The organism is Nonomuraea sp. NPDC046570, assembly GCF_040645915.1.
In the GTDB taxonomy this organism is placed as follows: Bacteria; Actinomycetota; Actinomycetes; order Streptosporangiales; family Streptosporangiaceae; genus Nonomuraea.
The window spans coordinates 1-12,999 of the sequence record NZ_JBEYZF010000008.1 but is presented as its reverse complement, the minus strand read 5'-3'; the positions used below and the strand labels follow the sequence as shown (position 1 = coordinate 12,999).

The 12,999-nt window shown below is 70.1% G+C and carries 14 protein-coding genes; 2 read left to right on the top strand and 12 right to left on the bottom strand.

The features are described 5' to 3' along the window. Positions 1–23: 23 nt before the first annotated feature. The 10 genes from ABZ911_RS15230 to ABZ911_RS15185 all read right to left on the bottom strand — a co-directional run bounded on the left by ABZ911_RS15230 (position 24) and on the right by ABZ911_RS15185 (position 10,062). Entirely contained in the window at positions 24–1,793 is a 1,770-nt protein-coding gene (locus ABZ911_RS15230; protein WP_358055405.1) for a hypothetical protein, read from the bottom strand. 111 nt (positions 1,794–1,904) lie between these two features. Next, a complete protein-coding gene (kynU, locus tag ABZ911_RS15225) occupies positions 1,905–3,113 on the bottom strand; it encodes a kynureninase (protein WP_358055403.1) in 1,209 nt (402 codons plus the stop codon). A 152-nt stretch (positions 3,114–3,265) separates the two neighbouring features. Next, on the bottom strand, positions 3,266–4,246 hold the full coding sequence (locus ABZ911_RS15220) for an amidohydrolase family protein (protein ID WP_358055401.1): 981 nt from the start codon (positions 4,244–4,246) through the stop codon (positions 3,266–3,268). Between the two features lie 3 nt (positions 4,247–4,249). Beyond that, on the bottom strand, positions 4,250–4,765 hold the full coding sequence (locus tag ABZ911_RS15215; RefSeq protein ID WP_358055399.1) for a 3-hydroxyanthranilate 3,4-dioxygenase: 516 nt from the start codon (positions 4,763–4,765) through the stop codon (positions 4,250–4,252). Continuing rightward, positions 4,762–5,181, bottom strand: a complete 420-nt coding sequence (locus tag ABZ911_RS15210) for a RidA family protein (RefSeq protein ID WP_358055397.1) — start codon at positions 5,179–5,181, stop codon at positions 4,762–4,764. The genes ABZ911_RS15215 and ABZ911_RS15210 overlap by 4 nt, the downstream gene beginning before the upstream one ends. Beyond that, positions 5,178–5,924, bottom strand: coding sequence for a fumarylacetoacetate hydrolase family protein (locus tag ABZ911_RS15205; protein WP_358055395.1), 747 nt, complete (start codon positions 5,922–5,924; stop codon positions 5,178–5,180). Before ABZ911_RS15205 ends, ABZ911_RS15210 begins: the two co-directional genes overlap by 4 nt. Then, on the bottom strand, positions 5,921–6,937 hold the full coding sequence (gene dmpG / locus ABZ911_RS15200) for a 4-hydroxy-2-oxovalerate aldolase (protein ID WP_358055393.1): 1,017 nt from the start codon (positions 6,935–6,937) through the stop codon (positions 5,921–5,923). The genes ABZ911_RS15205 and dmpG overlap by 4 nt, the downstream gene beginning before the upstream one ends. After that, positions 6,934–7,899 carry an acetaldehyde dehydrogenase (acetylating) gene (locus ABZ911_RS15195; protein WP_358055391.1) on the bottom strand — a complete coding sequence of 322 codons (966 nt, stop codon included), beginning with the start codon at positions 7,897–7,899 and terminating at the stop codon, positions 6,934–6,936. The genes dmpG and ABZ911_RS15195 overlap by 4 nt, the downstream gene beginning before the upstream one ends. Then, complete coding sequence (locus ABZ911_RS15190; protein WP_358055389.1) at positions 7,854–8,651, bottom strand: fumarylacetoacetate hydrolase family protein; 798 nt, start codon at positions 8,649–8,651, stop codon at positions 7,854–7,856. Before ABZ911_RS15190 ends, ABZ911_RS15195 begins: the two co-directional genes overlap by 46 nt. Further along, positions 8,644–10,062, bottom strand: coding sequence for a 2-hydroxymuconic semialdehyde dehydrogenase (locus ABZ911_RS15185; protein WP_358055387.1), 1,419 nt, complete (start codon positions 10,060–10,062; stop codon positions 8,644–8,646). The genes ABZ911_RS15190 and ABZ911_RS15185 overlap by 8 nt, the downstream gene beginning before the upstream one ends. 61 nt (positions 10,063–10,123) lie before the next feature. Here ABZ911_RS15185 and ABZ911_RS15180 point away from each other — a divergent pair, with 61 nt between their 5' ends. Then, complete coding sequence (locus ABZ911_RS15180) at positions 10,124–10,882, top strand: IclR family transcriptional regulator (RefSeq protein WP_358055385.1); 759 nt, start codon at positions 10,124–10,126, stop codon at positions 10,880–10,882. Here the strand turns inward: ABZ911_RS15180 and ABZ911_RS15175 are convergent. Both ABZ911_RS15175 and ABZ911_RS15170 read right to left on the bottom strand, forming a co-directional pair. Then, a complete protein-coding gene (locus ABZ911_RS15175; RefSeq protein WP_358055383.1) occupies positions 10,874–11,611 on the bottom strand; it encodes an ion channel in 738 nt (245 codons plus the stop codon). The two genes, ABZ911_RS15180 and ABZ911_RS15175, sit on opposite strands and share 9 nt — an antisense overlap. 118 nt (positions 11,612–11,729) lie before the next feature. Next, positions 11,730–11,900 carry a hypothetical protein gene (locus ABZ911_RS15170; RefSeq protein ID WP_358055381.1) on the bottom strand — a complete coding sequence of 57 codons (171 nt, stop codon included), beginning with the start codon at positions 11,898–11,900 and terminating at the stop codon, positions 11,730–11,732. Positions 11,901–11,965: 65 nt separating this feature from the next. Here ABZ911_RS15170 and ABZ911_RS15165 point away from each other — a divergent pair. Next, positions 11,966–12,999, top strand: a 1,034-nt coding sequence (locus ABZ911_RS15165; RefSeq protein WP_358055378.1) for a transposase, incomplete at its 3' end; no start/stop codon positions are given.

Below are 12,999 nucleotides of genomic sequence, written 5' to 3'. Positions count from 1 at the left end.
CGGGAGACGGTGGACGCCGGGGGTCAGCGGGCGCTGGTGCGGAACGGCTTGGCGGGCTTGCCCAGGTTCGGCGCCCCCAGCAGTTGCTTGGAGGAGACCGCGTACATCCCGTCGTTGGTGAACACCCAGACGAGCTTGCGGTCCCACTCGACGTAGATCGCGTGCGTCTGGTTGCCGAGCGCGTAGTCCGGCACGCCCTTGGCGAATCCGGACGGCACGAACTGCGCCGCGATCTTCGGGTGCTTCACGTCCCGGGTGTCGTAGAACTGCACGCCCGCGTTGTAGAACGCGTACGGCAGCAGCCCCGCCTTCGGGTCGCCGGGCGAGGTGTACGACCCCGTCCGCTTGGGCCCGAAGCTGCCGCCGCGCTGGCAGTAGTCGGCGAACCTGGCCCCGGCGGCGGGCTTCGGCCTGGGCAGCGCGCCCACGATCCTGGGCTTGGCCGGGTCCCGCGCGTCGATCTGGAAGACATCCTTGTACGGCTCGTGGCAGTCCTCCCCGAGCGGGTACCCGGAGACGTACACCATGCCGGTCCTCTCGTACTGCGACACGTCCACGTTGTCGGCCTCGGTGCCGCCGACCGACATCGGCAGGTCGAGGTGGCCGACCTCCTTCATCTTCGACGGGTCGGAGATGTCCAGGACGGACAGGCCGAACCCGCCGAGCGCGGCGAAGCCGTACTTGCCGCCCTCCTCCACGGGCTTGGGGATGAACAGCGGCATCCGCGCGCCCATCCACGACGTCTGGTTGCCGCAGCGCGGGTTCTTCGCGTACGCGGCATCACCCGCCACCTGCCCCTTGCGGTGCCACTCGCCGACCTTCTTCGGGTTGGCCGGGTCGGTCATGTCGTAGGCCTGGTATCCGGCGGAGTACAGGTAGGTCGGGACCTCGGTGTTGCTCCAGGTGTCGAGCGGCGCGACGGCGATGAACATGTACTTGCCACCGGTCCAGTACGGCACGTCCAGCGAGCCCGAGCCCTGCTGCGCGCCCGGCTTCGGGTCGGTGAGCGTCGCGTCGGTGGTGACCGTGGACAGCAGCTTCCAGTCCTTCTTGCGCGGCCCGTCGAGCCGGTAGACCTTGAAGCCCTTGAACGAGGTCTGCTCGCGCAGCTTCCGCACGCCGTCGGGGTTGTTGAACTTGGTGTGCTCCAGGCTGTCGCCCAGCTCGCCGACCTGGCGCTTCTGCTCGAAGGACTGGATCATGATGTAGTGGCCGTCCCGCCACTGGATGGTGGAGGCGCCCCAGTAGTCGTAGGCGTCCCAGTCCTTGCCCTTCTTGAGCTCGACGTTCTCGCCCCACTCGGCCTTGACGTCGTTGCGGCTCACCCGCTCGACGATCTTCACCTTGCGTACGTCGGTGACGTCGTAGACGCGGCCTTCGCTGCGGTCGTACTGGAACAGGTAGCGGCGCCCGTCGAAGTCGACGACGTTCTGCCAGCTGTGGAAGTAGTCGGGGGTGAAGTCGGCGCCCCGGTAGGAGGCCTCCAGCTTGATCGGGCCCTCGAGGTAGGAGCGGGGGTCGTAGCCCTTGGTCTTGGGGAACAGGTCCTGGGCGCCGCCGGGGAAGGAGAAGCGCTCCTCGCCCGCCGGGGTGAGGGCGGGGTGGCGGAAGGTGCCGTCGAGCTGCATGCCGTACTCGCCGGGGGCCGGGTCGGCCGGGCGGCGGTCGCCGCACATCGACGGGATGTTCTCGTCGGCGGTGGCGTTGTCTGCCTGGACCACGGCGGTGCCGGAGGTGAGCAGCAGGCCCGCGACACCTGAGGTGACGAGGGCCTGGCGGAGAAGTTGACGCATCGCGGTGCCTTTCGGGCTGGGGGTGCGTCTCAGCGTGCTGGGTACGGCCCGCGCCCCCAATACCCCGTTCCGGCGCACGGAACCTGACCGGTTCCGCGCACCGGAACCGGCTCAGGTGACCGCGAGGCGCTGGGCGTACTTCTCGTCGCGCCACAGCTCCTTGCCGAGCACCTCGATCAGCGTCCGCGCCGCGTCGTAAACGTCCGCGTAGCCGATGTACAGCGGTGCGAAGCCGAAGCGCAGGATGTCCGGAGCCCTGAAGTCCCCGTGCACACCCCTGTCGATCAGCGCCCGCATCACCGGGTAGCCGTCGGGGTGGGTGAAGCACACCTGGCTGCCGCGCCGCTCGGGGTCGCGCGGCGAGGCCAGCTCCAGGTCCGTGCCCGCCTCGACGAGGTCGATGAACAGCGAGGTCAGCGCGACGCTCTTGGCCCGCACCTCGGCCATGTCCACCCGCTCCCACATGTCGAGCGCCGCCTCCAGCGCGGCGAACGACAGCACGTGCGGGGTGCTCACGGTGAACCGCCTGATCCCGTCGGCCGGGCGGAAGCCCGCCTCGAAGGCGAACGGCTCGGCGTGCGCGTACCACCCGGACAGCACGTTCTCGGCGTCCGCCTGGTGGCGCGGGTTGACGTACAGGAACGCGGGGGCGCCCGGCCCGCCGTTGAGGTACTTGTAGGTGCAGCCGATCGCGAAGTCGGCCATGGACACGTCCACCTGCATCGCGCCCGCGCTGTGGCAGACGTCCCACACCATCAGCGCCCCGGCGGCCTGCACCCGCGCGGTGACGGCGGGCACGTCGTAGCGCGCCCCGGTCCGGTAGTTGACCTCCGACAGCAGCACCACGGCCACGTCGTCGCCGAGCGGTTCGGCGAAGTCGCGGATCTCGTAGTCCCCGCCGAGCGCCTTGACCAGCCCTTCCAGCATGTAGTTGTCGGTCGGGAAGTTCGTCACGTCCCCGACGATCACCCGGCGCCCCGGCCGCAGCCGCAGCGCCGCCGAGACGGCCTGGAACACCGTGATCGAGGTGGTGTTGCCCACCACGACCTGCCCCGCCCCCGCACCGATCAGCGGCGCCAGCCGGTCCCCGGTGGTCAGCGGCTGGGCGTACCACCCGGCGCTGTTCCAGCCGCCGACCAGCTCACGCCCCCACTCCTCCGACACCGCGCGCGCCACCCGCTCGGGGGTACGGCGAGGCAGCGCCCCCAGCGAGTTGCCCACGAGGTAGATCACCCCGTGGGGCAGCACGAACTCGTCCTTGAACCCCTTCAACGGGTCCTGATCGTCAAGCCCAAGACACGCATCCCGATTTACCGTCATATTTCCACTCATTCCGCTCAACGGAACCGGCTACGCGCCGACCCCGAGATACTCCTTGGCCGCCGCCGGATCCCTGCGGAAGTCCGCAGTGGCGGCGGAATAGACGAACGTCTTGCCGACGCCGTTGTGCCCGAGCACGGCGACCGCCCTTCTCAGTGGGGGGTGCTGCCGATGAACCGCTCGGCATTGTTTCCGAGGATCTTTGCGCGTGCCGTACTCGAAAGGAAGGCCGCGCCGCGGACCAGCTCGCCGACCGGGGACTCGCCGAGCGGGTAGGGGAAGTCGGAGCCGAGCAGCACGCGGTCCTCGCCGAGGGTGTCGACCAGCAGCCTGAGGGCGCGCTCGTCGAAGACGACGGAGTCGACGCTGAACCGGTCGAGGTAGTGCGAGGGCGGGAACTCCGAGACGCCGACCAGGTCGTTCCTGCGGTGCCAGGCGTTCTCGAAGCGGCCCAACCAGAAGGCGAACGAGCCGCCGCCGTGCGCGAAGCAGATCCGCAGCGACTCGGGCACGCGGTCGAAGACGCCGCCGAGGATCAGCGCCAGGATGGACAGGTGGGTCTCGGCCGGCATGCCGACCAGCCACTGCGCCATCCACCGGTTCAGCCGGGGACCGCCCGGCATGTCCCAGGGATGCACGAACACCGGGGTGCCGGTCTCCGCGCAGTGCTTGAGGAACTGCACCACACCCTCGTCGTCGAGGTCCCGGTCGCCGACGTGGTTGCCGATCTCCACGCCCCGGTGCCCGGCGGCCAGGCACCGGTCCAGCTCCGCGCAGGCCAGGTCGGGATCCTGCAGCGGCACCTGACAGAACGGGATCAGCCGCTCGTCCGCGCAGATCTCCAGCGCCAGATCATTGAAGATCTTCGAGATCCGTACGGCCTGCGCCGCCGGCCGGTCGTACCCGAAGAAGACCGGCGTCGGCGAGACCACCTGCCGGTCCACCCCGTCGGCGTCCATGACCTCCAGCCGCCGGGCCGGGTTCCAGCAGTCGTCCTGGACCCGCCGGAACTCCCGGTCGCCGAGCAGGATCATCGCCTCCCGCTCCGACTCCACGCGCAGCCGGGGCGCCTCGGGCCAGCCGAGGTCCGGCCAGCCCTTGGGGACGTAGTGGGTGTGCACGTCGACGATCAAGATCTATCCCTTGCCGGGGTGCAGCGCGCCGCAGGCGCCGCAGGTGCGGGCCTTCTCGTCGGCGTAGAACGCCTCGAAGACCGGGGGCAGGTCGGCCACGATGTCACGGACCTGAAGCTCCACCTCGTGGACCAGGTGGGAGCAGTCCAGGCAGTACCACTGGAACTTCTCCAGCACCCCCTCCGGCCGGACGCGCTCGACCAGGAAGCCGATCGAGCCGGGCTCGGGACGCTGCGGCGAGTGCGGCAGGTTCGGCGGCAGCAGCCACATCTGCCCCTCGCGGATGTGCACCGTGTCGGGCCCCTCGGGGGTCATGACGTTCACGTGCATGTTGCCGCGGACCTGGTAGAACAGCTCCTCGTAGGGGTCGACGTGGAAGTCGGTGCGCGCGTTGGGGCCGCCCACGACCATGACGATCAGGTCGTTGGCCCCCTCAAAGATGATCTTGTTCCCCACCGGGGGCTTGAGCAGGTGGGCGTGTTCGTCGATCCACTTGGTGAAGTCGATGGGGGGAATCATGCTCGCTCCTCCGGTCGGTAGGCGACGGCCTGGATCTCGATGAGCAGGTGCGGATGGGGTAGCTGGTGGACGGCCACCGTGGTGCGGGTGGGGCCGGTCTCGTCGAAGAACTCGCCGTAGACCTCGTTGTAGCCGCCGAAGTCGTTCATGTTGACGAGGTAGGTGGTGATCTGCACGAGGTCGCCGAGCGACGCCCCGGCCGCCACCAGGATGTCGCCGATGTTCTCGATCACCGCGCGGGTCTGGACGCGGATGTCGAGGTTCGTGGTGCCGAACTCGTCCACCTCGACACCGGCGAAGCTGTTGTCGGGCCGCCTGGAGCTCGTCCCGGACACGTAGAGGAAGTCGCCCGCCCGCTTGACGTGCGGGAAGCGGCCCCGGGGCGTGGCCTTGCCGTCGACGCGGATCCCGTTCACCGTGCCGGTCCCGCCGTGAACGACACCGAGCCCAGGCGCTGGATCTCGGCTCGGACGTGCGCGCCCGGCGGCAGCGGCTCGGCCGGGGTGGCCGCGCCCGCGAGCAGCAGCGAGCCCGCCTCGATCACGACTCCGGCCCGCTCGGCCAGCCGGGCCGCCTCCACGACCGCCCGGCGCGGGTCGCCGAGGATCGCGCCCGTCGAACCGACGTGCGCCGGCCTGCCGCCGATCTCGAAGACCACGCCCAGGTTCCAGTCGCGCGGGTCGTAGGGCTGCCAGGGGCCGACGACGTACCCGGCCGCCGAGGTGTTGTCGGCGATCACGCTGTCGAGGGAGAACCGGAAGTTCTCGTAGCGGGAGTCGATGATCTCGATACCGGCCGCGACCGCCGTGACCGCGCCAGGGGCCAGCGCGTCGGCCACCGTCTCGATCCGCCTGCCGACCAGGTAGAAGACCTCAGGCTCGACCCTCGGGTGGATATAGCGCCCCAGGTCGGCCACCCCGCCGTCGGCGACGGCCATCGCGTCGGTGACCCGGCCCAGGATGAGGTCGTGCACGCCCATCTGACGGCGCTTGCCCTCGCTGGTGAAGCCCAGCTTCACACCCGTCACCCGCTCGCCGCGGGCCAGCCGCTGCTCGATCACCTCCCGCTGCACCTCGTAGGGGTCGAACTCCTCCTCGGGCTGCGGCATCGCGACAGCCGTACGGCAGGCCTGGTCGAGCAGTGCGGCCAGTTTGGTCATGCCGAGCCTCCCCGGGCCAGGTCGAGAGCGATGTCCACGATCATGTCCTCCTGGCCGCCCACCATGCGGCGGCGGCCCGCCTCGGTCAGGATGGCGCGGGTGTCGACGCCGTAGCGGGCCGAGGCGGTCTCGGCGTGCCGCAGGAAGCTGGAGTAGACGCCCGCGTAGCCGAGCGTCAGCGTCTCCCGGTCCACCCGCACCGGGCGGTCCTGCAGCGGGCGGATGAGATCGTCGGCGGCGTCCATCAGCGCGTACAGGTCGCAGCCGTGCTCCCAGCCCATCAGGTCGGCCACCGCGACGAACACCTCGATCGGGCAGTTTCCGGCGCCCGCGCCCATCCCGGCCAGCGAGGCGTCCACCCGGAGGCAGCCGTTCTCCACCGCGACGACCGAGTTGGCCACGCCGAGGCCCAGGTTGTGGTGGGCGTGGATGCCGATCTCGGTCTCCGGGCGCAGCGCGTCACGGTAGGCGCGGATGCGCTCGCGGGCGGCGTCCATGGTCAGGCCGCCGCCGGAGTCGGTGACGTAGACGCAGTGCGCGCCGTACGACTCCATCAGCTTGGCCTGTTCGGCCAGCACCTCCGGGGGCGCCATGTGCGACATCATCAGGAATCCGGCCACGTCCATGCCCAGTTCGCGGGCGGTGGCGATGTGCTGGGCGGAGATGTCGGCCTCGGTGCAGTGCGTGGCGATCCGCACCGAGGTGACCCCGAGCGCGTGCGCCTTGCGCAGGTCCTGCACGGTCCCGATGCCGGGCAGCAGCAGCGTGGTCAGCCGTGCGTTCCGTACGGCTCCCGCGACCGCCTCGATCCACTCCTCGTCGGTGTGCGCCCCGGGGCCGTAGTTGAAGCTGCCCCCGGCCAGTCCGTCGCCGTGCGACACCTCGATGGCGGCCACTCCGGCGGCGTCGAGGGCGCGGGCGATCCCGGCGGCCTGCTCAAGGCTGTAGCGGTGCCGGATGGCGTGCATGCCGTCCCGCAGCGTCACATCCTGGACGTAGATCCGGGTGCTCACGCGCCCACCTCCGTCATGGTCTCGGCCAGCCGCTCGGCGGTGCGCAGCGCGGCCGAGGTCATGATGTCCAGGTTCCCGGCGTAGGCCGGCAGGTAGTGGGCGGCTCCCTCCACCTCCAGGAACACGCTCACCTTCGTCCCGCCCTTGGCGCCGGGCACCAGTGTCCAGACGGGCTCCTCGTCCTCGATAGGGCTGAACTGGACGTCCTGCTTGAGGCGGTAGCCGGGGACGTACTCCCGTACGGCGGCGACCATCTCGGTCACGGCGTGCCGTACGGCCTCCTCGTCGCACTCCTCGACCAGGCAGTAGACGGTGTCGCGCATGATCAGCGGGGGCTCCGCCGGGTTCAGCACGATGATCGCCTTGCCCCGTTCGGCCCCGCCGACCTGCTCGATCGCCCGGGAGGTCGTCTCGGTGAACTCGTCGATGTTGGCCCGGGTGCCGGGTCCGGCGGACTTGGAGGCGATGGAGGCGACGATCTCCGCGTACCGCACCCGGGCGACCGACGACACGGCCGCGACGATGGGGATCGTCGCCTGGCCGCCACAGGTGACCATGTTGAGGTTCGGCTCGGCCAGGTGCTGGTCGAGGTTGACCGTGGGCACCACGTACGGGCCGATGGCCGCCGGGGTGAGATCGATGACGCGCTTGCCGTGCGCCAGCACGGTCGCCGAGTTGCGCGCGTGCGCGGCGGCGGAGGTTGCGTCCAGCACGATGTCCACGCCGGCGAACTCGGGCAGCGCGACCAGCCCGTCCACGCCCTCGGCGGTCGTCGCCACCCCGCGTCTGCGCGCCCTGGCCAGGCCGTCGGAGGCAGGGTCGATGCCCGCCATCGCGACGACCTCCACCTTCTTCGACAGCAGCGCCTTGAACATCAGGTCGGTGCCGATGTTCCCCGAGCCGATGATCGCGATCTTCACTCGGAGAACACCGCCCGCACCGAGCCGAGGCCGTCGATCCACGCCTCGAACACGTCGCCCGGCTCGACCGGCACCACGGGCCCGAGCGCGCCGGTGAGCACGATGTCGCCCGCGCGCAGCGGGAAGTCGGTGCCTGCGAGCGTGTCGGCCAGCCAGACCGCCGCGTTCAGCGGGTGGCCCAGGCAGGCGGCGCCCGCGCCGGTCGAGACCTCCTGGCCGCGCCTGGTCATGGTCATCCCGGCCAGTCTCAGGTCGAGCCCGGCCAGCGGGACGGGCGTGTTGCCGAGCACGAACGCGCCGCTGGAGGCGTTGTCCGCGATCGTGTCGGCGAGGCTGATGTCCCAGTCGGCGATCCGCGAGTCGACGATCTCGATGGCGGGCAGCGCGAAGTCCACCGCCCGCAGCACGTCGGCGACCGTGAACGGCCCGCCCTCCAGGTCGGCGCCCAGCACCAGCGCCACCTCCGCCTCCGCCTTCGGCCGCAGGAACCGGCCGTACGGCACCGGCAGCCCGTCCAGGTACGCCATGTCGGCGAAGAGCATGCCGAAGTCGGGCGAGTCCACGCCGAGTTGCCTGCGCACCGCCTCGTTGGTGAGCCCGATCTTGCGGCCCACCAGCCTGCGGCCCTCGTCCAGGGCCCGGCGCGTGTTCACCTCCTGGACGGCGTAACCCTCGCCGGCCGTCGCGATGAGATCCCGGACGGGGGCGCACGGCTTGCCCGACCGCTCCGCCTCCAGCAGCCGGTCGGCCGCCTGCGTGCGGACGTCCACGGCCTCGGACCACTCGTCATTCATCGGGCTGCTCCAGCTTGATCGTGATCGTGGTGGGCTCGGAGTAGAAGTCGAGCGACTGGGTGCCGCCCTCGCGGCCGATGCCGGAGAGCTTCACTCCGCCGAACGGGGTGCGCAGGTCGCGCAGGTACCAGGTGTTGACCCAGACCAGGCCCGCCTCCAGGCGCTGGGCGACGCGGTGGGCGCGGTCCAGGTTCGAGGTCCAGACGGTGGCGGCCAGGCCGTAGTCGCTGTCGTTGGCCAGCGCCACCGCCTCGGCCTCGGTGTCGAAGGGGGTGACATGGCAGATCGGGCCGAAGATCTCCTCGGTGTTCACCCGGCTGGTCGCGGGCAGCCCGGAGATCACCGTCGGTTCCACGAAGTAGCCGCCGTCGCGGGCGTCGCCGAACTGCGGCACGCCGCCGCCGGTGTGGATCTGCGCGCCCTCGCTCTTGGCCAGCTCGTAGTAGGACAGCACCTTCTCGCGGTGCTCGGCGGAGATCATCGGCTGCGGGGTCACCGATCCCGCCCGCTCGGCCAGCCGGGCGCAGAACTCCTCGAAGATCAGGCGTTCCACATAAAGCCGCTCGGTGCACAGGCACACCTGGCCGCCGTTGGTGAACACCGAGCGCACGCAGCCGTCGACCGCCTTGTCCAGGTCGACGTCGGCGAAGACCAGCCCCGCGTTCTTGCCGCCCAGCTCGAAGGAGACCGGCTTGACCCGGTCGGCCACCGACTTCATGATCGTCGCCCCGGTACGGGTGGAGCCGGTGAAGGTGACCGCGTCCACCCCTTCGTGCTCGACCAGGAGTTGCCCGGCCGGGCCGTACCCGTGGACGACGTTGAGCACGCCGGGTGGCAGGCCGATGTCCGCGCAGATCTCGGCGAGCAGCGCGGCCGAGCCCGGGGTGTTCTCCGACGGCTTGACCACCACGGTGTTGCCCGCGACCAGGGCCGGGCCGAGCTTCCAGGTCATCAGCAGGAACGGCAGGTTCCACGGCACCACGACCGCGACCACGCCCATCGGCCTGCGCACGGTGTAGCTGAGCACGCCGGGCAGGTGGAAGGCGCTGTCCGGGCGCTGCGCGGCGATCTCGGCGAAGGCGCGGAAGTTGGCCGCGCCACGCGGGATGTCCAGCGTCCTGGTCTGCTCCACTGGTTTGCCGGTGTCCGCGATCTCCACGGCCACCAGGTCGTCGAATCGGGCCTCGATGCCGTCGGCGAGCCTGCGCATCCACCGCGCCCGCTCGGCGACGGGCAGCGCGGCCCACCCGGGCGCTGCCTGCCTGGCCGCCGCGACGGCGCGATCCACGACGGACCGGTCCGCCTCGTGGACCTGCCGCACGACGACGCCGGTCACCGGATCGTACGCCGGAAAGATCTTGCCCTCAGCCACCGGCTGCCCGCCGATGAAATGAGCGACCTGCTCAAACAACTCGATCTCCTCATTTATCCGCCATTATGGGTATAGAACCGGGCAGCCTCTATGGACAACAATGCGTTCCGTGACACGGAACACCGATCGCCTCTCCATGCTGGAGAAGTCGTGGCTCGTCCTCGACGCGTTTCGCCCCACGGGCGGTCCGCTCCGGCTCGTCGATGTCGCCGAACGCTGCCATCTGGCCAAGACCACCGCCTTCCGCCTGCTCACCGAGCTGACCGAGATCGGCGCCGTGACCCGCCGGGAGAGCGGCTACTACCTCGGCCGCCGGCTGTTCGAGCTCGGGAGCATCGTCCCCCTCGAACGCGATCTGCGCCATGCCGCCCTGCCGTTCATGCACGACCTGTACGAGGCCACGCACGAGACCATCCACCTCGGCGTGCGGGACGGGCTCGACGTGGTCTACGTGGAGAAGATCCGGGGCCACGAGTCGTTCTCGCTGCCGTCCAGGGTCGGCGGGCGGCTGCCGCTGAACTGCACCGGGGTGGGCAAGGCGCTGCTGGCCTACTCGGGGCCCGACTTCATCGACCAGGTGCTGGGCCGCCCGCTGCGGCGGCTCACCCCACACTCGATCATCGACGCCAAGCGGCTGGAGGAGGCCATCGGGCAGATCCAGGCGGCCGGGCTGGCCTACGAGCGCGAGGAGGCGCAGCTCGGCGGGGCCTGCATCGCGGCGCCCGTCTTCAGCGACGGGGCCGTGGTGGCCGCCCTGTCGGTGTCGGTGCCGCTGGCCCGCTTCCACCCGACCAGGCTCGCACCCGCGGTGAAGACCGCCGCACTCGGGGTCTCCCGGGCGCTGACCCGATCAATCTGACGCCGGCCCCTGGCCGGGAAGCGCCCGGTCCACCGCGGCGCGCAGCTCTCGCACCTCGGCGAGCAGGACCCGGGCCTCGCCCGCCTGCCGCTCGTCCACCTGGTCGGAGTGCTTCTGGAAACGCCCGGTGAACCAGGTGGCCACCGAGGCGCTCACCACGCCCAGCACAGCGATGCCGCCGATCATCACCAGGCTGCCGATCAGCCTGCCCCGGACGGTGACCGGGTAGGTGTCGCCGTACCCCACGGTCGTGACGGTGGTCAGCGTCCACCAGACGGCGTCGCCGAACGTGGTGATCGTCGACCCCACAGCGTTCCGCTCGACGTCCAGCACGGCCACCGCGGCGGCGAAGCCGAGCAACAGGACCGAGGCCAGGCCGTACGTCGCGAGCCTTTGGTGTGGGTCGACGCGCAGCCTTTCGTGCGTCCACGAGACGCGCTGCAACTGGCTGACGATCCGGATCGGCCTGAGCACCGGCAGCACGAGCGCGGCCAGGTCCAGCGGGTTGCCCCGGACGAAGGCCCGCCGGTGGCCGCGCGCCAGGTACAGCCGGACGAAGTAGTCGACGATGAAGGCCGACCAGATGGCGAAGGTGAGCACGTGGCACAGCAGCCGCCAGCGCGGCGCCATGCTCTGGTCCAGGATCGGCCACGCGTAGGTCACGTAGAACACCAGGCCCGCCATCAGGAGCGGGATCTCGGTGAGCTGCCTCCACCTGGCTTCGGTCATCGTCCCAGCATGGCGATCTACCCCGGCTCCGCAGCGGCGACCTGGAGAACTCTTGACGGAACTCGAAGGGCGCAAGCCCCGGCCTTCAGGCCGGGGTTAGCCCGAGCGGGAGTGCCCGCTAGGGCGCGAGCGTGCCCTGACCCGAACGTTCTTGCTGTCCGGCCCACCATGTGTAGGGGACAAGGACGGCTTGGGTCTCGCCGTACTTCTCCACGATGGTGTGCTCCCCGGTCAGGTGCGCCGCCTCGACACGGCGGCCGAGATTGTCTCGGAGTTGTCGAACACTCATACGCAACCATGATTCCGCGTGGTTCCATTGGGGACCTTAGGTGTTTCTGTGGAGGGAGGTGTTTCATGCTGACCGGCCGCAAGTATCGGGTCGAGTTCACCCCCGAGCAGGTCGCCTACGCCGAACAGATCGGCGGCATCTGCCGGTCGGTATGGAACACCGGCCTGGAGCAGCGCCGCGCCTACCGCAAGCGCGGGGCGTTCATCGGCTACGCCGAGCAGTGCAAGCAACTCGCCGACGCCAAACAGGATTTCGGCTGGCTCGCGGACGCGCCGTCACACTGCCTGCAGCAGACTCTCAAAGACTTGGACCAGGCGTGCAGGACACACGGGGCTTTCAAAGTCCGGTGGCGTTGCCACCGTAGGTGGTCGCCGTCGTTCCGGTTTCCCGACCCCAAGCAGATCGTCGTGGAGCGGATCGGCCGCCGCTGGGGCCGGGTGAAGCTGCCGAAACTCGGCTGGGTGCGGTTCCGCTGGTCACGGCCGCCCAGCGGAATCGTGCGCTCGGCCACGATCACCCGCGACGGCAGGCACTGGTTCGTGTCGTTCCTCGTCGAGGACGGCCAGGCCACCCCCCAGACGCATGCGGGCCCGGCCGTGGGTCTCGATCGGGGCGTGGTGATCGCGGCCACCACCAGCGACGGGGATTTCCACGACAGAGGATTCATCACCTCCGGTGAGGCGCGGCGATACCGGCGTCTTCAACAGCGACTCGCCCGCACCCGCAAGGGCAGTAACCGGCGCAAGAGCGTGGTGGCCAAGCTGGGCGTGGTCATGCGGCGGGTCCGATACCGCCGCGCGGACTTCAACACCCGGCTCGCCGCGACGCTCACCAGCCGGTACGGCACGGTCGTGCTGGAAGACCTCAAAACGAAGAACATGACGGCCGGCGCGAAGGGCACCGTTGAGCAACCCGGCTCGCGGGTCGCCCAAAAGTCCGGCCTCAACAAGGCGATCTTGGACAAGGGCTGGTACGGACTCGAACTCGCGGTGCACAACGCGGCCCGGTACACCGGCAGCAAGGTGATCAAGGTCCCGGCGGCGTACACGTCTCAGACGTGCTCGGCGTGCAGGGTGGTGGATGCGGCATCGCGTGAGAG